A 21,529-nucleotide genomic window follows, 5' to 3' on the forward strand; every position below is an offset into this window, starting at 1 on the left:
TATAAACGTTTATATCTATAAGCATAGGGGAGGGATATTTTTTGGGGAAAGGAACCATTTATAAAAGTGAAGGGAAAACGCTTATTACTCAACATTACGATAATTATCTAAAGTCGTTTGATTTTGATGTTGAGCAGATATATGTTGATACAAGTTATGGCAAAACACATATTCTTGTAGCAGGACCACCAGATGGGAAACCTATTTTTATATTTCAGGGTGGTAATTGTATAAATCCAATGACTTTATCTTGGTTTTTACCACTCGTAGATAAATACAGAGTTTATGCACCAGATACAATTGGTCATCCAGGATACAGTAGTGAAAGTAGAATTTCGGCGAAGGATAATAGTTTTGCCCAGTGGATAAAGGAACTAATGGATTACTTTAATATAGATAGTAGTGCATTTGTTGGTCCGTCCTACGGTGCAGGTATTATTTTGAGATTAGCCACATTTATGCCAGATAAAATTGACTGTTCTGTATTAGTATCACCAGCAGGAATAAAATTAGGTTCTAAGATTAGAATGATTAAAGATATCTTACTCCCTTTATTCTTATTTAATGGTACTTCATCACAAAAATATCTCAATAAAATTACTAATACTATGTCAGATAATAGTATGAGAGAAATTGATAAGAAAATCATTGGAGATGTATTTAAATATATTAGGCTTGAGCAAGAAATGCCCAAATTAACTACGAAGGAAGAATTGTTACATTATAGCTCGCCTACTTTAATCATAGCAGGGAAAAAAGATATCTTTTTTCCTGAAAGTAGATTAAATAAAGTTGCTAGTGAAATCATTCCAAATTTAATTTCATTTAAAACCTATGATATGGGACATTTCCCATCTGAAGAACATCTAATAAAAATTAACAATGATATTGTAGAGTTTTTAAATGATTATTACTAACCCTGTTCCTGTATCTTTATTAAACTTATGGGAGCTAATGCAACAAGGGAACTCCAAACCAATATGGAGTTCCCTTTACTTTTTTGAAAAATCAACACTATTATTTAATATAGCTTTATTTATAATGGTTTATCACTCATTTATTTCGTATCTTTGTCAAGATAATACATCAAAATGAAGGTATAGTTATTAATTTAAATAGCATTGAAATGCAGCTTTATTTAACTCTTGGATAATTTATAAACCATTCCATTATTATAAAAGGTAGGATGAAAAGCCAATATTTTAACAAAAAACTAGCTAGCCGAGACCCCAGAGAAGCTTGCGTCGAGGAGGCTTGGCAGACAGACCGCGGAAAGGGAGCGGATTTCTGAAAACAACAGGAACGTTTTTAACTGTTGTCCGACAATTGAACAGGATTTTTTTCTATGTATTTTAGAAAATTTTAAGATTTGTGTGATATGTTTTTTAAGTTCTAAGAAAGATTACCGTAGGAAACTTTCTTCAGGCAAGAACAGCAGATGAATGGTGAACTTTTCTATAAACGATATGGGGTGAAAATATTTGTCAATAAAAATGAGATTTCTATTGTCTTACGTTGGCGTAATTCTTATTTCCATCACCTTATTTTTAGCAGCTGGATTTTTACTTATTTTTGCAATAACAGGTGATGTAAAATCGATAGAGCATTTATACAAAAAATCTTATCTCCAAAAACCTTTGACTGCAGTAGAAGAAAGTGTGTTTCTCGATTTAAAACTTTTGGCAAAAAATAATCCAGAGCAGCTTCTGGACGAAGAACAGCTGGAGAAGATTGACCATAGAGATATTAAGATTGTTGTTAGAAAAGGAAATAACATTGAGTATTCGTCCCCCACACTTGATAAGCTAGACTTGGTTCAATCACTTCCCGTATTCGAGGAAACGAACATCAATACGCGGGACACAATCAGATTGAAAGACTCTTTTTTCACATATGTGAAGTTTGATTTTTATTTTTCGGATAAAAGTGAAGGAAGTATTTTTGTATTGAGAAAGGCAAGTTCCTATGCTGAGCTGACCCGCGAGTCATTTCCCATTTTATTCGCGCTATTGTTATTGCTGCTTGTAATGATTATTGGACTTTTAAATTATTTAGTTTCAAGAAGCATCATCAAACCTATCTCAATACTTAAAGAAGGCGCAGAGCGTATAAAATCAGGAGATTTAAACTTTGAAATCAAAGCAACTTCGAATGATGAAATCGGACAATTGAATAGGGAGTTTGAGGAAATGAGAAGGAAGTTAAAAGAGTCCGTAAACCTTCAGATTCAGTATGAGGAAAATCGTAAAGAACTTCTTTCAAATATTTCTCATGATTTGAAGACACCGATCACTTCGATTATGGGATATGTTGAGGGGATAAAAGACGGAGTAGCAAACACCCCACAGAAAATGGACAAGTATTTATCGACTATATACCTAAAAGCAAGAGATATGGATTCATTGATAGATGAATTGTTTTTATTTTCCAAGCTGGATTTAAAAAAAGAACCATTCACATTTGAATCGGTCAGACTAGATAAATATTTAAAAGACTACGTTGAGGAACTTCAGCTGGATTTAGTCCAACAAGGAATCCAGATTGAACTTCAACAGCTTCATAAACCGATATACGTGACAGCGGATAGAGAGAAACTAAAACGTGTATTGGCCAACCTAATTAGTAATTGTGTAAAGTATATGAATAAAGATGAAAAACATATTTCCATTTCCCTGCATGAAGGACTATGTGATGTAGTCGTACAAGTAACAGATAATGGCTATGGAATAGAATCTTCTGCTCTGCCTTATATTTTTAACCGTTTTTATCGTGCTGAGCAATCTAGAAATTCTCTGACAGGTGGAAGTGGTTTAGGGCTTGCTATCGCAAAAAAAATTATCGGCGAGCATGGAGGACATATTTGGGCTACTAGCGAGATAGGAAAAGGTACAAGTGTCTTCTTTTCCATAAAGAAAGGTGAGGTAATGTGAAAAAGATATTACTTATTGAAGACGAAGTCAGTATTGCTGAATTACAAAGGGATTATTTGGAAATTAATGATTTTAGTGTCGATATTCAACATACTGGTGATGCAGGTCTCCGACAGGCCCTTCAAGGAAATTATCATTTAATCATTTTGGACATCATGCTTCCAGGATTGAATGGATTTGAGATATGCAAACAAATACGTGCTGTCCATAATATTCCGATATTGTTTGTATCCGCCAAAAAGGAAGATATCGACAAAATTCGCGGGCTTGGTTTAGGGGCAGATGATTATATAACAAAGCCCTTTAGTCCAAGTGAACTAGTTGCAAGAGTGAAAGCGCATTTAGCGCGTTATGAACGTTTATCAGGAAGTCACCCCAAATCCAATTCAATCTATGTTCATGGCATTTCAATAGATAAGTCTGCACGTCGAATTCACATAAACGGAGAGATGGTCCCGTTTACAACAAAGGAATTCGATACTTTAGTGTTTTTTGTCATGCATCCGAATCAAGTATTAAGCAAGGAACAGCTTTATGAAAATATTTGGGGATTGGAATCGGCTGCAGATGTTTCGACTGTCACCGTCCATATCAGGAAACTACGTGAAAAAATTGAAAGGGATCCCGCACAGCCTAAATTTTTGGAAACCGTTTGGGGAGCAGGGTATCGCTTTAATGTTTAAATAATATGGTTTATAACCCGTCACGAAGGTGGCGGGATTTTTTTATAAATATTAAGAAATTTTATGAATAAATTAATCATTTTTTAAGAAATTGTTTAGAGGGAGTTTAAGATTAGGCACTAATATAATGGAGACGGAATAAGTAAGCAACTAAAAATAAAAAGGAGATAAAATCCTCATGCAGCCTAAAAAAAGCTTTTTGAACAAGCCCTTTTGGTGCGTGCAGATGATGTACAAACGGGGAAAGGGATTGAATGAACAGCTGATTCAAGCTGTAGCACGAAATGAAACGGATAGAATAAGAAGTTTGATTGAGCAAGGTGCTGATCTTAATACACAGGACTCGGAAGGGCGAACCGCAACCATGATTGCGACTTATAACAATGATGTAGAGACTGCAAAAATCCTTATTGAAGCGGGTGCAGACGTCAACATTCAGGATGACATGAAAAATAGTCCCTTATTATATGCCGGTGCTGAAGGTTACATAGATATACTTAAACTTGCAATTGAAGCAGGTGCCGACCCGTCCATTACCAACCGTTTTGGAGGAACGGCTTTAATCCCTGCATCGGAACATGGATATGTCGAGGTTACTAAAGAACTCCTTACTAAAACCGATATTGATGTGAATCATGTAAATCATCTCGGCTGGACAGCTTTACTAGAAGCCATCATTTTGAATAATGGTGATGGAAAACAGCAGGAAACAGTGAAATTGCTAATAGATCATGGGGCAGATGTCAGCATCCCTGATAATGGTAGTATGACACCTTTACAACATGCCCGCGAGAAAGGGTTTATAGAGATTGAACAAATTTTACTATCAGCAGAAGCAAAATAACCAGATCGCCGATACTTGCAATCTGAAATGTCACTGTACTACTAATTAATTACAACCATAATATATTGAGGAGACGAAAAAATGAACAAAAAAGCAAAAATTTCATCATCTATACTACTTGGGTTAGCATTGGCCTTAACAGGATGCAACACAAACGCACAAGACAATCAAAGTGCTCAGAAGCATGAACAAACCGCTAAAGAAAGTAAACAAGAAAAAAAGTTAACCGCAGGACAGGAAATGACTAAAATTCTTAGTGGCACGAATTGGCAAGGAACAAAAGTTTATGATAAGCATAATAATGACTTAACTAAGGAGAATGCAAACTTTATTGGTCTAGCGAAATATGATGATGAATCATCGAGATATGAATTTTTTGATAAAAATACTAAAAAAAGTCGTGGTGATAAAGGAACTTTCTTTATCACAAATGAAAAGATGCGAGTGTTAATTTCAGAATCAATGGGTTACCAAGCCGTTGTTGAAATAACAGAACTGAATGAGGATATGTTTACCTATAAAAGAATGGGTAAAGATGCTAATGGTAATGATGTAGAAGTGTTTGTTGATCATATTCCTTATACTGAAACAGAACTTTCTTTTACTGATCCAGATAAAACTTTGGAAACTTACACTGGGGAAGTAGATACAGACGTTGATGGAGACAGAATTTTATCCAGCACCACATGGCAAGGAACAGTGGCGTTGGATGAAAAGGGAAATGATGTATCAAGCTATAACTCGAATTATTTATGACTGGCAAAATATGATGATAAAACAAATAAGTATGAATTTTTTGATGCTAAAACCGGTGAAAGCCGTGGAGATTACGGCTATTACGATGTTGTTCATGGAAATAAGATAAGAGCCCTTGCTTCACAAGGGGAAAATAAGTATGGTGCAGTTCTTGAACTTACAGAGCTTAATGAAAATAAATTCACTTATAAACGAATCGGTAAAGATAAAGAAGGAAAAGATATAACGATAACGGTTGAACATATACCATATGAAGGTAATTTGAAACTAAAATCAACTAAATAAAAAGAAAGGGATTTTGCATAAATAGCAAAATCCCTTTCTTAATATAGTAATAGAATAGTGGTTCAAGATGTTTACGCGTTAAACTGTTCAACAGATGTTTCCAGGTCATTAGCTAGCTTTACCATCGAGGAGGTCGAGAAGGAAATATCCTCCATGGATTTCGCTTGTTGATCTGTTGATTGTGCCACTTGTTTTGAAGCCACTGCAGTTTCCCTTGTTAACCCCGCAAAATCTTCTATCGAAGCATTGATTTCCTGGGAACTTGCTGCCATTTGTTCTGTAATGGCTGATATTTCTTGAATCTGATCACTAACATGCTCAAAAGATTCTATTGTCTGTTTAAAAGTTTCTCTTGTATTCAGGACAAATTTTGTCCCTTCCTCTACCTCTTTAGTTCCAGTTTCCATCATTTTGACTGACTCATTTATGATGGATTTAAAATGTAGGAGGGACTCTTGTATATTGATAGCAGATTCCTTCGTACCCACTGCCAATTTCCGTACCTCGTTCGATACCACCGCAAAACCTTTACCCTGTTCACCGGCCCTGGCAGCTTCAATTGCCGCATTTAGTGATAGCAGGTTTGTTTGCTCGGCAATTCCGGTAATTAATTGTACAATATTCACAATCTCATTTGCTTGTTCATCCAATTTCTTTATCTTTGAACTTGTTTGCAGCATCACATCTTTTACTTGCAGAATTTGACTTGAGAGTTCATTTATATCTTTATTTCCTATGGACATTCTAGTTGAAACATGATTAGTCTGTTCGCTGACTTCTGAAGAAGCTTCTGCAATTCTTTGTATTCCTATGGTCATTTCCTCGATGACCCTCGATGATTCTTCACTTCTGTGCAATTGTACTTCCGCAGCTCCTGCGACTTGCTGAATGCCATTAACTATATATTGTGTGGAAGTATCCATTTCTTTGATTTTGTGTTCGATATCACTTGATGACTCCAAAATCTGGAAAGATGAGCTTTTCATGGAGTTGACAATCATAATTGTATTGGTAATCATTTCTTCAAAGGATTTCACTAAAACCTTGATTTCGTCGTTCCCGTTTACTTTTATGTTGCTTATCAGTTTATTGGCTGTTAATAAATCTCCATTAGAGATTTCCTTTGCAGCCAAGCTGACCTTGAGAAGGGGGCTTAACTTTCTAGTCAAGAACCATATTAAGGCACCGACTACGATCGCCATTAAGATCACATTGATTATTATGGTCAGGGGAAGGATGCCACCCAAAACCTTGCTGGCCGTAGTGTCGACTTTGCTGGCATCAATATCCACCCCTAGTATTCCTATGACCTCGTCCCCTTTCTTGATGGGAACAAAAACGGATAAATAGTCACCATATTCAGGATCATGAACGATGGAAGTGGTAGAAACCTTTCCCTTCATGACGCTTTCTACATCCTGATATGAAGTTGCGGTTGTGGGTGTTGAAATGGGAGCTGCTTTTTTATCTCCCTTACCCGTTCCATCTATAAGAATATGGACTTTTTCGCTACTTTCGTTAATCCCCAATGTATATACATACAATGCTCCAGTTTTTTGTCTATAATCGTCTAACTGTTCGCGTATCTCCCAATATGTAGAGGTTTCGGATTGATTACTTAAAAAATCAGCATAAGATGTTGGATTTATTCCTTGAGAGATGTTGCTAGCTATGTCTAAGCTGCTCATAGCGATTGTTTTTTCAACGGTATCATTTGTACTTTTATACATCAATAGTAAACTTCCAATTAATGTAATGATCATGCCTGTTAAAAGAACAAAACCTATTTTCGTACTGAGTTTATTCATCTTTGTTTATTCCTTCCCCGTGTTATATATTAACCATGTTTAGTATATCGGTAATAATTAAATATATTTAATGAGACCTTTTTAAAACCTTCGGGTGAAGTTTTTATACCTTTCATCTTTAACCTGTTGTATGAGAGGCAATATTAAATATGGATTGTAATTTTTCAAAAGAAAATATAAACCTTTAAAAATTGAATATACCTTTTGTAGGAATGGAAGGGGGAATAAACTTAATACAAGGAAAAAACTTAAACTCTTAAAGACTGCCTTTTCAGCAGGAAATACAATTAAAAAGAGTAAGAGAACCTGATATTGTATGATTTTCTATCCTAGTATAGAAAAAATACATTTCAACTTTTACGTTCTGGATCTATAAATATTAATTAGTGAAATAGAGATTTGTTAAGTTGTTGTAAAATTCAAAAAAATGGTTTGACATTAGTAAAAATGGAAGCTTATAATCAACGTAAGATTTCAAATGCAAAAACAGAGTTTTATATTATAGAACAAATTAACCCTTCATTTTATTAAAAGTAATCATTTAAAAAGTCGAATCCACTTGAAAAACGTATTTAGAGGTAAAGTGTTTTCCTTACTCCGAATAAAACAAAAACGGAGTTTTATAATATAAAACAATTTTATTTTGGCTTATACAAGGGTGAGGAGAAGTTATAAGATCAGTGATAAATGATAACGCTTACAAAAAAACTTCGGGGAGGGTTTTTATTGAAAAAAAGAAAGCTTTTTGTATTCTCCACAAGCTTAACTCTAGCAGTGGCATTCCTTTTATCAGGATGTGGCGGAGGAGAGGGAGAAAAAACCAGTGGATCTGGAGTTGAAAAGAAAACGATTAAAGTGGCGCATTATTTTGCTGAAAATCATCCTCAAAACATTGCCTTGAAAGAAAAATTCAAAAAAATCGTTGAAAAGGAGAGTAATGGTGAACTAGAGGTGCGGATTTATGCGAACAGTACATTAGGTGCAGAAAAAGAATTTTACGACGGAGTCAGAAATGGAACGATCGAAATGGGTGTTCCAGGACTAATTATGCAGTCGGACATTCCTAAAATGGGTGTTCCTGAATGGCCCTTCCTATTTAGGGATTACGGTCATGTAAAGAAGGTATTGAATGGACCTATAGGAGAGGAATTGACAAAAGAGCTTGATCCAAAACATGGAGTGACACCACTTGCATGGAGTGCAAACGGATTTAGGATGTTTTCGAGTAATCGTCCAATTAAGAGTATGAAAGACTTTGATGGACTTCGACTCAGAATGCCGAATATCCCGAATTACATAAAACTAGGTGAATCATTGGGGGCGAACGTTAGCCCATTACCTATTTCAGAAGTTTTCACCGCACTTGAACAAAAGGTAGTTGATGCTCAAGATAATCCCATTGCCACGCTGAGATCCTCGGGGTGGAATGAAGTTCAAAGTGATGTACTGGAATCCAAGCATATGTTCAGCCCCAATATTTACATTATCAATAGCAAATTTTATAAAGGGCTAACAAAGGAGCAACAAAAAATCATTCAAAAAGCCGCAAAAGAGTCGGCAGCATATGAGTTTGAATTGATGGAAAAAAGTTATGAAGATGACAAAGCATATCTTGAAGATAATGGAATCAAATTCACTACGCCTGACGAAGACTTTTCAGAAAAAATGTTAAAAGCATCTCAACCTGTTTATGATGAAGTCTTTGAGAAAAATGACTGGGCGGAGGAGCTCATCGGAAAAATAAAAGCAGAATGAAGCAGGCGCTCCAGATAGGAAGGGGGAGATGTATAGGTGAATAAAATATCCAGAATCTTGGAAAATTCGTTAAACATTATTATGGCAGCTGCTTTAGCAATAATGGTCGTACTCGTGTTTGGTAATGTAGTTCTTCGTTATTTCTTTAATTCAGGGATTACTTGGTCAGAAGAAATGTCAAGGTATCTCTTTATTTGGTTGACGTTCCTCGGCGCCATCGGAGCTTTCAAAAACAAAGAACACTTAGGTGTCGACATAGTCATTAAACGGCTCCCGAATAAGATGAAAAAAGTGGTACTAGTTATTAGTGATTTGATGATGTTATTCGTTCTTCTCTTAATCTTGGATGGAAGCTGGAAAATGACCATGATAAACATTGATAGTGCTGCACCGGCCACTGGAATGCCACTGGCATTTGTATATGGGACAGGTATTCTTGTAAGTGTTTCAATGGGCAGCATGATCATATTCAACTTGTATCGGATTTTCTTCAATAAAATTAAAGACGAAGAATTAGTTATGATAAGTGAGTCAGAAGAGCTAATTTCCCTCCATGCTGATGAATTTGAATCAGATATTAGGATAATTAAGGAGGAGAAGCAGGGATGATAGGTGTATTTGTCGGATCTTTACTGGGAGCCATGGGACTTGGAATACCTATTGCATTTGCCTTACTTGTTAGTAGCGTAGTGCTTATGTACTTTCTTGGCATTTTTGATAGTCAAATTATCGCACAAAACCTAATCAGTGGCGCGGATAACTTTCCTCTAATGGCCATACCGTTCTTTATGCTGGCAGGAGAGGCGATGAATCGGGGCGGTTTATCAAGGCGTATTGTTGAGATGGCGATGAAATTCGTTGGCCATATCAAGGGAGGCCTTGGCTATGTTGCGATCATTGCGAGTGTGTTGTTTGCGAGTTTATCGGGATCTGCTGTTGCCGATACGGCAGCGCTTGGGGCTATATTAATTCCAATGATGGTGAAGTCCGGTTATGATGTGAAGCGGTCAAGTGGGTTGATTGCATCAGGTGGCATCATTGCCCCGATCATACCGCCAAGTATTGGCTTTATCATTTTCGGTGTCGCGAGTGGTGTGTCCATTACAAAGTTGTTCATGGCAGGAATCGTTCCAGGTATTTTACTAGCCGTTGGACTTACGGTTACCTGGGCCATTGTTGCACGAAAAGATAAAGTCGCCGTTAACCCCCGAGCCTCAGCAAAAGAAATACTTACATCTCTTCGTCAAGGCATCTGGGCTCTATTCCTGCCCGTCATAATCATTGGTGGATTGAAATTCGGTTTATTTACACCGACTGAAGCGGCAGTGGTGGCTGCAGTCTATGCAATTTTTGTCGGTCTTGTAATCTATCGCGAAATGAAAGTGAAAGATTTGTTTGAGGTCTTTGTTCATGCAGGAAAAATGACGAGTGTTGTCATGTTTCTGGTCGCTGCAGCACTCGTGTCATCCTGGCTGATAACTGTAGCCGATTTACCTGGTCAGGTAATTGGATTGCTGGAGCCATTTATGGATCATCCAGTCCTTCTATTAATCATGATAAACCTATTGGTTATCGTAGTTGGAACTGCTATGGATATGACGCCGACAATCCTTATTCTAACACCTGTCTTGATGCCATTGGTGGTCGCTGCAGGTATTGATCCAGTTTACTTTGGTGTCCTGTTTATCCTGAATAACGCCATCGGTTTACTTACACCACCTGTCGGAACCGTTTTAAATGTCATGTGCGGCATAAGTAAGATCAGTATGGAAGATATCATGAAGGGGATTTGGCCTTTCTTGCTCATTGAAGTGATTGTATTGATCTTGTTGATTTTGTTTCCTTCCTTAGTGCTGGTTCCTCTAGAATGGTTTACTTCCTAAAGGGATTTATCAAGTAATTGGTCTGTATGCTGATATTCATATTATTTATTAGGAGGAAAATGAAAATGAATAATTTGTTCAAGCGTTTGGCGGTTGGAGTTTTACTGCCTTCATTACTACTATTAAGTGCTTGCGGAAGCGGACAAAATGAAAGCGCTTCAGCCGACGGTATTCAGAAAAGAACAATCAAAGCAGGAATCGGAAATAGTAAAATGCATCCACAAGGAAAAGGAATGGAGAAATTTAAAGAACTGGTTGAAGAAAAAAGCGGGGGGAAAATGAAAGTCCAAAACTTTTTTGATGCCACCCTCGGAGATGATCAGAAAATGACAGAAGCACTTCAAGGCGGTTTACAGGAAGTAACTGTACCTTCAACCTCACCACTTGTGGGGATGATTAAGGAATTTGGAATTTATGACTTCCCATTTGTTTTTAATAATGAAGAGGAAGCTTATACAGTACTTGATGGTGCAGTAGGCAAAAAACTTTTGGATAAATTGCCGGAACATGATTTAGTTGGTTTGGGATACTGGGAAAACGGCTTCCGAAACTTAACCAATAGTAAACATCCGATTAAAACGGCTGATGATTTCAAAGGTCTGAAACTCCGTACCATGCAAAATGAAGTGCATTTAGATGCATTTTCAAAGTTAGGGGCGAACCCATCGCCGATGGCCTTCTCTGAAGTATTTACTGCGTTGGAAACTGGTACTGTTGATGGGCAGGAGAACCCACTCGCAACAATTCAAACGCAAAAATATAATGAAGTGCAAGAATACTTAAGTCTTACGAATCATGTTTATACTCCATTTGTATTCCTGGTAAGTAAAAAGTTCTGGGATGATTTATCAGAACAAGAGCAAGAAATCATGAGTGAGGCCGCACAAGAGGCTGGAAAGTATCAACGGGAAGTTAACCAAAAAGAAAATGAAAAAGCACTTAAGTATCTAAAAGAAGAAGGAATGAAAATCAATGAAGTAGAGCCGGAAGAAGTGGAAAAAATGAAGAAAGCCATCCAGCCAGTGACGGACGAATATGCCCAAAAATTCGGGCCGGATCTTGTAGAGGAAATGATGAGCGAAGTTGAAAAAGTACGTGGTAAATAATCCAGGCTGTTTGGAGGAAAGAAAATGGATATTATCTCTGAACTATTACGTGAAATCCAATTACCGAAAATGGTTAAAGTGAGGCAGAAATTTCGTACACCTCAAATCGCTGATGTAGCCGGTGAGGTGAAGAAGACGATAAAAGAAGCAGGTGTCTTATCAAGAATAAATGAAGATGACAGGGTGGCAATTGCAGTAGGAAGCAGAGGGGTAGCGGACCTTCCTATATTAGTAAGAGAAACGGTAGCGGCCGTCAAAGAGGCTGGCGGCAATCCTTTTATCGTCCCTGCAATGGGAAGCCATGGGGGTGCTACAGCGGAAGGGCAGATCGATGTGTTGCTTCAGCTGGGTATTTCAGAGGAATCGGTTGGAGCGCCAATACTTTCATCAATGGAAGTTATTCAACTGGGTGAATTGCCAAATGGGCTCCCTGTCTATATTGATAAGCTTGCATATGAATCGGATAAAATCATAGTCATTAATCGGATAAAACCACATACGGCATTTCGTGGGCCGGTTGAAAGCGGACTAATGAAAATGATTACAATCGGCTTAGGCAAGCAAAAGGGAGCCGAAGCTGCACATGCATACAGCTTTAAGTATATGGCGGAACATGTCCCTGAGATGGCGAAGATTTCCTTAACAAAAGCTCCTATCATATTTGGTCTTGCGACTATTGAAAATGCCTATGATAAACCAGCGAAAATCGTCGCAGTCCCTGCAGAGGAACTGGAGGAAGTGGAACCCGGACTATTGCTTGAAGCAAAATCATTGATGCCAAAATTACATTTCGATTCGATCGACGTACTTATTGTAAATGAACTCGGAAAGGATATTTCGGGGGATGGAATGGATCCGAATATTACGGGTAACTTCGCCACTCCATATGCTACCGGGGGGCCAGACGTTAAACGGACCGTTGTACTTGGACTTACTGAAAAAACTCACGGTAATGCAAACGGCATCGGCATGGCTGATATGACGACGAAGGCCGTCATGAATGAAATTGAGTGGGAAAAAGGCTACGCCAATGCACTCACAAGCACAGTGACAGATGTAGTAAAGCTCCCGATGTTTTTAGATACGCAGGAATTGGCTGTTAAAGCCGCTATCAAAACGTGCAATGCCTTCGATCTGAATAAAGTGAGAGTAGTAAGAATACAAAACACGCTTGAAATCGGTGAAATTTGGATTTCTGAAAGCATGATGGAAGAAGCTTTAAAAAACAAAAATATAGAGATCCTTTCAGAACCAGAGGAATTGGCACTGGACTAAAAACCTTCTTTAATATTTTTAGAGAATGGAAGAATTCATTTGAAATCAGAAAAGGAGTGCTCAAATGACACACCTATATCCAATAATCGATAACGAAATTAACCCTTACCGCGATAATGTACAGGGAAAAGCAAATGAACCCATTACGGTTGCGGGTCTGTTGGACCGTTCGAAGCTGACGCTTGGCTCCACATATGAAGGGGGGAAGCCTGATTGGACGCTTGAGGAAATTTATATGCGGCTAGAGAGGAATGCCCCGCGTATCGCAATTATCGGTGGTTCGTCCGATCATCCGGCCCACATCATGGATTACCAAACGTCGGCACGGGCAGCAATCCGCATCTGGCAAAACGGCGGCGTGCCGTTTCATTTCTCGACACCGGTAATGTGTGATGGAACTGCGCAAAACAATCAAGGAATGAGCTACTCTCTCCAGAGCCGAAACGCGGTTGCGCAAATGGTTGTCAACCAGCTAGAAGCTCACAGTTATCATGGTGCATTCGTCATTCAAGGGTGTGATAAGCAGCCTCTTGGTGTTGTAAGTGCACTCGCACATGTTGATCGTGTTCGGCGAAACCGTGGTGAAGCTCCCTTTTTCGCAACATTCGCACCTGCTCACGTATTAGAAGGCGGTTCGATTCCAGCTGACGTGATTGAGGAATTGGAAACTCTTGCGAAAAAAGCGGAAAGTAAAGGAGCTACTGATGTAGCGGTTGATTTACGAGATACGATGGCATATATATTGCAATGTTCATCGAATACTGCATTCCAGGGTGTGTTTGAACGGGCGTATGAACGAGGAATATTGACGAAGGAACAGCATAAATATTTTGAAATGAGACTTGCTGTCGCAACATGTGACGGGCAGGGAGGTGTATGTGCCTTCAATGGAACGGGGAATAGTTCACGTCATTTAGTGGCAGGCATGGGTCTTGTTCATCCAGCCGTGGAGCTGTTAACCGATCCACCAACACAACGCCAGATTAACTCGGTGCTTGATAGCTTTGCAGGCATGATAAACGAAGAGCGTTACGGCGTGGCCAACATTGTCGCTGCGAACATAAAAAATGCAATCCGTATTCACAGCGCTTCGGGTGGTTCTACTAACTTAATGATGCATATTGTCGCCGGCATGCTTTATGCAGGATTCAAATTCAGCTTATGGGACCTTGACCGCATTCATCATTCCCATCCAATTCCTGACTTATTTGATTACAGTTTGACAGAGGGAAGGGACATTTATTCACTTGCGATGCAATGTTGCAGTGGGACAAGCAGGGGTATGGAAACACTTTTTTATGAACTTATCGAGAATGGTGTACCAATGGATCAGGATGCGCCGACTGTCGCAGCAAAAACCTGGAAAGAACGTCTTGCGATTACAAGTAGCCTAAAAGCGGTTAATGTAAAGAAAAATCAGGTCATTTTATCCAATCCACGCCGTGGATTCAGCGGTGTTGATGTATTAAAAGGAAACTTCTTTGAAAGCGCCGTTGTAAAAATCAGCGGAATGCCGACACCACAGCTTGACCAATTCGATGATAAGCTGGCATTTGTCCTTTATTACGAAAATGAGGATGATGCAAATAAAAGCCTGCTTGATTCAAATCTGCTTTCAAAAATAAAAGAGCAAAAGCTTTTCGGACATAATCTATTGCTCGAGTCTCTTAAATACAACAATGAGTCGGAATGGTCTCTTCTAAAAAATGCTTCCTATGGGGAGTTATTTGACAGGATGGTTGAAGAAGGCACATTGAAAATTGCGGTCATTATCTCAGGGCAGGGGCCAGTAGCATTCGGAATGCCGGAAATGTTTACACCAATGCAACACATCAATGCAAATCGCGTTATGAAAAAAATCGCTACAATCATTAGCGACGGCCGCTATTCAGGAGTTACATATGGTGCTGCTATAGGACATATGACACCGGAATCATATGAAGGCGGAGGCATTGGTTTACTAAATTCAGGGGATGTAATTCACCTTCAGCTTCGTGATCGACGGATTGATTTGGTAGATGCTACTCAACTTCATTCAGGAAAGGTTGTTCATGATTTTGCGGATCATTTTATAGAAGAAAGACAATCATTGGCAACTGAACGCAAGCAGCGGATGAAAGTTAGACAAAAAATGGTTGCGGCCAGCAACAGGATGTTTGGACATACAGATGCTGCAAATGGTGTTGTTCCAATCGCTGTCATTGAGGATGCGGTCCTTGATTATGAACAGGATGTCTTACTCCAAGGAAAAAAAGTTGAAATAAAGTGAGGAATGCTCGTCATAAATCCGATAAGATAAAGGTAGACAGATTATAAAAGGAGTGAGGAACAGATGCCTATCATCCAATCGGTGGAGCGTGCCTTAAAAATATTGGATTTATTTGATGAGCGTGAGCGCGAACTAACTATCACAGAGATAAGCAAGCGAATGAATTTACACAAAAGTACGGTTCATTCACTATTAAAAACCTTACAGGAGCATCACTATATTTCACAAGGCGAAGAAAATGGAAAATACTCGTTAGGATTAAAGCTATTGGAGAGGGGAAGCGTTGTTGTGACCCATCTCGATTTGCGCAACGTAGCAAGAAAACATCTTGAATGGCTTTCAGCAACAACGAATTTAACTCTGCACCTTGTCATATTAGACGGGCAGGAAGGTGTTTATGTCGATAAAGTGGAGGGCACTGGGGTAACGGTCCTCTACTCCCGTATTGGCCGACGTGTTCCGATTCATACGAGTGCAGTTGGCAAATCCCTTGTTGCGACGAAAACGGTTAGTGAACTGGATTTGCTCTTGGACGGCTATGATTATACGGGACCGACCGAAAGATCGATTAGATCCAAGGAGCAGTTTTTAGCGGAAATCGAAAAAGCACGCATTAATGGCTATTCAATGGATAATGAAGAAAACGAACCGGGCATTTGCTGTCTTGCCGTCCCAATAAAAGATTATTCAGGAAAGGTAATCGCTGCAATGAGTGTATCGATGCCTGCTTCGAAAGTAAATGAAGAAACACATGAGTATTATGTACGTCTTTTAAAGGAATGCAGCAGTAAAATTTCGCAGGAGCTCGGTTATGAATATCAAAAAATATAAATGAGGCCTGCCATTTAGGAGGAATTAGAAAATGAGAATTATTCGCTATGTAAAAGACAATAAGAAACAACTTGCTGCCGTGACAAACGAAAACAATGTGGTGGACCTTCCATTTACGGATTTTATGTCGTTGATTACAGCGGCACGTCATGATAACAGAACATCGTTTGATATTGTAAAACAAATTATCGCCAAAGGGGAAAAGCGACCATTGGAAGGTCTTGAATTAACAACGCCAATCGATGCGCCGGAAGTATGGGCATCTGGCGTTACATATAAAAAAAGCAAGGAAGCACGTAACTACGAAGCGACACAAGGAAAGCTGGACCGCCAAACTTTCTATGACAAAGTTTATGATGCAGTGCGTCCTGAGATTTTCTTTAAATCGACTGCAGCAAGAACCGTGGGCCCGAATGATCCGGTATACTTGCGTTCTGATTCAAAATGGCAAATTCCGGAGCCGGAGCTTGGTCTTGTCATAGATAAAGAGGGAACGGTACTTGGATATATCGCAGGTAATGACATGAGCTGCCGTGATATTGAAGGTGAAAATCCGCTTTATCTTCCACAAGCAAAAGTATGGAAAAACTCTTGCTCCATTGGACCGGCCATCTTGTTAAAAGAGGCTGTTCCGGATCCATATGAGCTTAAAATCATGTGCCGTATTTATCGAAATGAAGAAAAAGTATTTGAAGGTGAAGCGAAAGTAAACCAACTGAAACGAAAATTGGAAGAGCTTGTCGACTATTTAGTCTTAGATAACACTATTTTTGACGGATCAGTGTTACTTACAGGGACATGCGTGGTTCCGCCAAATGAATTTACATTGAAGGGCGATGACCGAATCGAAATCGAAATACCAGGGATTGGAGTATTAAACAACCCGGTTATCCAAAGTAAAGCAGTTCAAACAATTTAGGGGGGACAAAATGGGCGAGTATAAAACACTTTACTTAAGTACGAAAGATAGTGTAGCTGTCGCTTTATCCGAAATCCCTGCAAACACATCAGTCATTGTGAAGGCAGACCTTGAAGAACTTGTCGTACCCATTCTTGAACCGATTCGTTTTGGACATAAGTTCGCAGTCAAAGCCATCGAACAAGGAGCAGACATAATTAAATATGGGGAAGTCATAGGGGCAGCCTCAGCTTTTATTCCAGCTGGTGCACATGTTCATGTACACAATCTGGAAGGTAAAAGAGGAAGGGGTGACAAAATTGCTGAATGAAAAAATGCAGTTTTGGGGCTATCGCCGTCCGGATGGCCGCGTCGGAGTCCGGAATCATGTACTGATTTTGCCAACGATAACATGCGCAACCCAAACTGCACAGCGCGTCACAGAATTGGTGAGCGGAACCGTCACATTCATTCATCAGCATGGCTGTGCGCAAGTGGGCTCTGATTTTGATCAGACGGCCAGAACCTATGCGGGAATGGGGATGAATCCAAATGTATATGGTGTCATAGTACTCGGCCTTGGCTGTGAAACACATCAGGCGCACCGTATTGGAGATGAAATTGCTAAATGCGGTAAACCAGTGGAAACTGTATCGATTCAGGAACATGGAGGCACGCTTCAAACCATTGCCGAAGTAGCTAAAATTGCGGTTAAAATGGTCCAGGATGCCTCGATGGTGCAACGGGAATTATGTGATTTCAGCGAGCTGATTGTCGGCACGGAATGCGGTGGGTCTGATGCATGCTCCGGCTTATCGGCAAACCCGGCTGTCGGACGTACAAGCGATTTGGTTGTTCAGCAGGGGGGAACCGCAATATTAGCGGAAACGACTGAACTCATCGGTGCAGAGCATTTGATCGCAAACCGGGCGGCAAACGACCAGGTAGCCAAAAAAGCTTATGCGGTTATTAAAATGATGGAAGACCGCTCGATGCAAATGGGTGTAGATATCCGCACCGGAAATCCAAGTCCGGGAAATATTGAGGGAGGTCTCAGCTCACTCGAAGAAAAATCATTGGGGGCAGCGACAAAATCGGGCACAACCAGGCTGGAAGAAGTCATTGATTATGCCCAGGTTCCCACAAAAAAAGGACTCGTCTGGATGGATACGCCTGGCCACGACATTGAGCAATTGACGGGAATGGTCGCAGGCGGCGCCCAAATCGTTCTCTTTACAAGTGGAAGAGGCACGCCAACGGGTTCTCCTATAACACCTGTCATAAAAATCTCAACTAATACACCAATGTTTGACAGGATGAATGAAAATATGGATTTAAATGCCGGTACGATTGTTGATGGTTTAGAAACCGTCGATGAAGTGGGAAGGCGCATCATGGAAGAAATTCAGCATGTTTCAAACGGAAAACTAACAAAAGCGGAGATCTTAAAGCAGCATGACTTTGGTATTTGGAGAATTGGACCGACATTCTAAAACGAAAAAGGAGCTGAAGATTATGATATCAACTACATTCGCAACGAAAACATATAAGAATTTCATTAATAATGAGTGGGTGAATGCATCTTCTGGAAATACAATCGAAAGCATTAATCCTGCGGACAAAGAACCGGTTGGCTACGTACAAAGCTCAACAGAAGATGACTTGAACGAAGCTGTGGCATCTGCACATAATGCAAAGAGGGATTGGCGCAGGATCGGGCAGTCTGCACGTGGACAAATCCTTTTCAAAACGGCCAATATATTGGAAGAAAATCTAGATGAAATTGCCGAAACCATGACTCGCGAAATGGGTAAAACGTTACCTGAAGCAAAAGGCGAAACTGCACGAGGCGTTGCAATCCTCCGTTACTATGCTGGGGAAGGGATGCGGAAAGACGGCGATGTTATTCCATCTTCTGATAAAGATGCCCTGATGTTTACAAAACGCTCACCACTTGGTGTTGTCGGGATAATTACGCCATGGAACTTCCCGGTTGCCATTCCCATCTGGAAAATGGCTCCAGCTCTTGTATATGGCAATACAATCGTATGGAAACCCGCTACGGAAGGCGCCGTTACAGCAGCGAAAGTCATGGAATGCTTTACGAAAGCAGGCTTCCCTGAGGGTGTTGTGAATTTTATTACCGGTAAAGGATCGATCATTGGCCAAGGGCTCATCGATCATCCGCTTTTAAATGCAATCACATTTACCGGTTCTGAAAGTGTCGGTCAGAGAGTCGCAAAATCAGCTTCCGCCCGCGGGATAAAATATCAGCTTGAAATGGGAGGCAAGAATCCAGTCATCGTGACGAAAGATGCAAACATCGACCAAGCAGTCGAGGCAGTCATCAGCGGTGGATTTCGTTCCTCCGGCCAAAAATGCACAGCTTCAAGCCGTGTTGTTGTTGAATCCCCGGTCTATGATGTATTTAAACAAAAACTGGTAGAAGCAACAGCGAAAATAAAGGTTGGCAACGGCCTTCAAGAGGGAATTTGGATGGGCCCATGTGCAAGCGAAAGCCAGTTCAATACGGTGAAAGAGTACATTGAAAAAGGGAAGCAGGAGGGAGCAAAACTCATTCATGGCGGGGAGATATTAACTGGCGGAGACTATGATGGGGGCTTTTTCATTACACCTGCGATTTTTGAAGGCGTGACGACGGATATGGTGATAGCACAGGAAGAAATTTTTGGACCGGTTATCGCGCTTATGAAAGCAACCGATCTTGCCGAGGCGATTGACATGGCAAATAATACGAAATACGGATTGAGTGCATCAATCTTCACATCAAATATTAGCTCGATTCTAGATTTCATCGATGAAATTGAGGCAGGGCTTGTCCGTATTAACGCAGAAAGCGCAGGCGTTGAGTTGCAAGCCCCATTTGGAGGCATGAAAGCATCGAGCACGGGTTCGCGAGAGCAAGGTGAGGCGGCGAAAGAATTTTATACAGCCATAAAAACGGTTTTCATTAAAGGTTCTTAATAAGAGAAAGAGAGGTTTCCATGTTTGAAAACCTCTCTTTCCTCCAAAAAAACAATGCGAGGTGCTTGATGAAAATCAATAAAATTTCTTTATACAAAGTTCCGCCCCGCTGGCTGTTTTTAAAAATCGATACGGATGAAGGCATTTCCGGATGGGGTGAGCCTGTCGTGGAAGGGCGTGCGGAAACGGTTAAAGCAGCAGTTAACGAACTGAATGATTATTTGATCGGGAGAAATCCGAACGACATTGAAGATATCTGGCAAACGCTTTATCGAGGTGGATTTTACCGTGGGGGGCCAATTTTAATGAGTGCCATTTCCGGCATTGAGCAGGCACTATGGGATATAAAAGGAAAATACTTCAATATTCCTGTATACCAAATGCTCGGCGGCAAAGCACGTGAAAAAATTAAAGTGTACTCATGGGTCGGAGGAGATCGGCCAGTGGATGTCGTTGCAGCTGCCATCGAAAAACAGAAAGAGGGCTTCCTTGCTGTCAAAATGAACGCATCAGAAGAAATGAATTACATAGATAGCTTTTCGAAAGTAGAGGCGGTCATCGAACGCGTTGCTTCAATTAGGGAAGCTGTTGGCAAAGACTTTGGCATTGGTGTGGATTTTCACGGGAGGATTCATAAAACGATGGCAAAGGTGATTGTGAAAGAACTCGAACCATACCGTCCAATGTTCATTGAGGAGCCGGTGCTGCCGGAAAACAATGAAGCACTTCGTGAGATTGCCTGGCATACTACGTGTCCGATTGCGACGGGAGAAAGGATGTATACACGCTGGGGCTTTAAGCAGCTACTTCAAGATGGTTATGTCGATATAATTCAGCCGGATCTGTCCCACACAGGTGGTATTTTAGAAGGGAAAAAAATTGCCGCAATGGCAGAAGCGTATGATGTAGCGATTGCGCCGCACTGCCCGCTAGGTCCGATGACTCTCGCTTCATCCATTCATCTGGACGCAACGACACCGAATTTCATAATTCAAGAACAAAGCCTTGGTATTCATTACAACGAAGGCATGGACATTCTCGATTATATGAAAAATCCAGAATTATTCGACTATGAAAATGGTTATGTGAACATTCCGGATAAACCGGGTCTTGGGGTGGAAATTGATGAGGAAAAAGTGAAGCAGGCAGCAGAAACCGGACATGATTGGAAAAACCCAATTTGGCGTAATGAAGACGGGAGCATCGCTGAATGGTAATAAA

At 40.1% G+C, this 21,529-nt stretch carries 17 protein-coding genes and 1 pseudogene; 17 read left to right on the top strand and 1 reads right to left on the bottom strand.

The window, feature by feature from the left end:
- Nucleotides 1-41 precede the first annotated feature (41 nt).
- The 5 genes and pseudogenes from ACQKFG_RS08650 to ACQKFG_RS08670 all read left to right on the top strand — a co-directional run bounded on the left by ACQKFG_RS08650 (nt 42) and on the right by ACQKFG_RS08670 (nt 5,498).
- Nucleotides 42-917, top strand: a complete 876-nt coding sequence (locus ACQKFG_RS08650; RefSeq protein ID WP_349728296.1) for an alpha/beta hydrolase — start codon at nt 42-44, stop codon at nt 915-917.
- A 564-nt stretch (nt 918-1,481) separates the two neighbouring features.
- On the top strand, nt 1,482-2,930 hold the full coding sequence (locus tag ACQKFG_RS08655; RefSeq protein ID WP_427557896.1) for an ATP-binding protein: 1,449 nt from the start codon (nt 1,482-1,484) through the stop codon (nt 2,928-2,930).
- The gene (locus tag ACQKFG_RS08660) at nt 2,927-3,613 is read left to right on the top strand and encodes a response regulator transcription factor (protein ID WP_349728298.1); all 687 of its coding nucleotides are present in this window, start codon (nt 2,927-2,929) and stop codon (nt 3,611-3,613) included. The genes ACQKFG_RS08655 and ACQKFG_RS08660 overlap by 4 nt, the downstream gene beginning before the upstream one ends.
- A gap of 178 nt (nt 3,614-3,791) precedes the next feature.
- Entirely contained in the window at nt 3,792-4,457 is a 666-nt protein-coding gene (locus tag ACQKFG_RS08665; protein WP_427557899.1) for an ankyrin repeat domain-containing protein, read from the top strand.
- An 81-nt stretch (nt 4,458-4,538) separates the two neighbouring features.
- Nucleotides 4,539-5,498, top strand: a pseudogene (locus ACQKFG_RS08670) (DUF4822 domain-containing protein).
- Between the two features lie 71 nt (nt 5,499-5,569).
- Here ACQKFG_RS08670 and ACQKFG_RS08675 read toward each other — a convergent pair.
- A complete protein-coding gene (locus ACQKFG_RS08675; RefSeq protein WP_427557902.1) occupies nt 5,570-7,306 on the bottom strand; it encodes a methyl-accepting chemotaxis protein in 1,737 nt (578 codons plus the stop codon).
- 726 nt (nt 7,307-8,032) lie between these two features.
- Between ACQKFG_RS08675 and ACQKFG_RS08680 the strand changes: the two genes are divergently transcribed.
- The 12 genes from ACQKFG_RS08680 to dgoD all read left to right on the top strand — a co-directional run bounded on the left by ACQKFG_RS08680 (nt 8,033) and on the right by dgoD (nt 21,525).
- Nucleotides 8,033-9,061, top strand: a complete 1,029-nt coding sequence (locus tag ACQKFG_RS08680) for a DctP family TRAP transporter solute-binding subunit (RefSeq protein WP_427557905.1) — start codon at nt 8,033-8,035, stop codon at nt 9,059-9,061.
- 36 nt (nt 9,062-9,097) lie between these two features.
- A complete protein-coding gene (locus tag ACQKFG_RS08685) occupies nt 9,098-9,670 on the top strand; it encodes a TRAP transporter small permease (protein ID WP_427557908.1) in 573 nt (190 codons plus the stop codon).
- Nucleotides 9,667-10,944: a TRAP transporter large permease gene (locus tag ACQKFG_RS08690; protein WP_427557911.1), complete on the top strand. Its 1,278-nt coding sequence runs from the start codon at nt 9,667-9,669 to the stop codon at nt 10,942-10,944. The genes ACQKFG_RS08685 and ACQKFG_RS08690 overlap by 4 nt, the downstream gene beginning before the upstream one ends.
- A 59-nt stretch (nt 10,945-11,003) precedes the next feature.
- The gene (locus ACQKFG_RS08695; RefSeq protein ID WP_427557914.1) at nt 11,004-12,050 is read left to right on the top strand and encodes a TRAP transporter substrate-binding protein; all 1,047 of its coding nucleotides are present in this window, start codon (nt 11,004-11,006) and stop codon (nt 12,048-12,050) included.
- A gap of 24 nt (nt 12,051-12,074) precedes the next feature.
- A complete protein-coding gene (locus ACQKFG_RS08700; protein WP_427557917.1) occupies nt 12,075-13,325 on the top strand; it encodes a lactate racemase domain-containing protein in 1,251 nt (416 codons plus the stop codon).
- 64 nt (nt 13,326-13,389) lie between these two features.
- The gene (locus tag ACQKFG_RS08705; RefSeq protein WP_427557920.1) at nt 13,390-15,594 is read left to right on the top strand and encodes a dihydroxy-acid dehydratase; all 2,205 of its coding nucleotides are present in this window, start codon (nt 13,390-13,392) and stop codon (nt 15,592-15,594) included.
- Between the two features lie 63 nt (nt 15,595-15,657).
- Complete coding sequence (locus tag ACQKFG_RS08710; RefSeq protein ID WP_427557922.1) at nt 15,658-16,425, top strand: IclR family transcriptional regulator; 768 nt, start codon at nt 15,658-15,660, stop codon at nt 16,423-16,425.
- Between the two features lie 31 nt (nt 16,426-16,456).
- Nucleotides 16,457-17,344, top strand: coding sequence for a fumarylacetoacetate hydrolase family protein (locus ACQKFG_RS08715; protein ID WP_427557925.1), 888 nt, complete (start codon nt 16,457-16,459; stop codon nt 17,342-17,344).
- Between the two features lie 10 nt (nt 17,345-17,354).
- The gene (locus ACQKFG_RS08720; RefSeq protein ID WP_342613960.1) at nt 17,355-17,654 is read left to right on the top strand and encodes a UxaA family hydrolase; all 300 of its coding nucleotides are present in this window, start codon (nt 17,355-17,357) and stop codon (nt 17,652-17,654) included.
- A gap of 4 nt (nt 17,655-17,658) precedes the next feature.
- Nucleotides 17,659-18,816: a UxaA family hydrolase gene (locus ACQKFG_RS08725; RefSeq protein WP_342615840.1), complete on the top strand. Its 1,158-nt coding sequence runs from the start codon at nt 17,659-17,661 to the stop codon at nt 18,814-18,816.
- A gap of 25 nt (nt 18,817-18,841) precedes the next feature.
- Nucleotides 18,842-20,308, top strand: coding sequence for an alpha-ketoglutaric semialdehyde dehydrogenase GucD (gene gucD / locus ACQKFG_RS08730; protein ID WP_427558245.1), 1,467 nt, complete (start codon nt 18,842-18,844; stop codon nt 20,306-20,308).
- A gap of 68 nt (nt 20,309-20,376) precedes the next feature.
- Nucleotides 20,377-21,525, top strand: coding sequence for a galactonate dehydratase (gene dgoD, locus ACQKFG_RS08735; protein WP_349728309.1), 1,149 nt, complete (start codon nt 20,377-20,379; stop codon nt 21,523-21,525).
- Nucleotides 21,526-21,529 lie beyond the last annotated feature (4 nt).

The organism is Peribacillus sp. NPDC076916, from assembly GCF_050269675.1.
Taxonomy (GTDB): domain Bacteria; phylum Bacillota; class Bacilli; order Bacillales; family DSM-1321; genus Peribacillus; species Peribacillus aracenensis.

Coding starts and splice junctions, on each gene's coding strand:
- ACQKFG_RS08665 (WP_427557899.1), top strand. CDS start 3,792: ATGCAGCCTAAAAAAAGCTTTTTGAACAAGCCCTTTTGGTGCGTGCAG.
- ACQKFG_RS08675 (WP_427557902.1), bottom strand. CDS start 7,306: ATGAATAAACTCAGTACGAAAATAGGTTTTGTTCTTTTAACAGGCATG.
- ACQKFG_RS08690 (WP_427557911.1), top strand. CDS start 9,667: ATGATAGGTGTATTTGTCGGATCTTTACTGGGAGCCATGGGACTTGGA.
- ACQKFG_RS08695 (WP_427557914.1), top strand. CDS start 11,004: ATGAAAATGAATAATTTGTTCAAGCGTTTGGCGGTTGGAGTTTTACTG.
- ACQKFG_RS08700 (WP_427557917.1), top strand. CDS start 12,075: ATGGATATTATCTCTGAACTATTACGTGAAATCCAATTACCGAAAATG.
- ACQKFG_RS08705 (WP_427557920.1), top strand. CDS start 13,390: ATGACACACCTATATCCAATAATCGATAACGAAATTAACCCTTACCGC.
- ACQKFG_RS08710 (WP_427557922.1), top strand. CDS start 15,658: ATGCCTATCATCCAATCGGTGGAGCGTGCCTTAAAAATATTGGATTTA.
- ACQKFG_RS08715 (WP_427557925.1), top strand. CDS start 16,457: ATGAGAATTATTCGCTATGTAAAAGACAATAAGAAACAACTTGCTGCC.
- ACQKFG_RS08720 (WP_342613960.1), top strand. CDS start 17,355: ATGGGCGAGTATAAAACACTTTACTTAAGTACGAAAGATAGTGTAGCT.
- ACQKFG_RS08725 (WP_342615840.1), top strand. CDS start 17,659: ATGCAGTTTTGGGGCTATCGCCGTCCGGATGGCCGCGTCGGAGTCCGG.
- dgoD (WP_349728309.1), top strand. CDS start 20,377: ATGAAAATCAATAAAATTTCTTTATACAAAGTTCCGCCCCGCTGGCTG.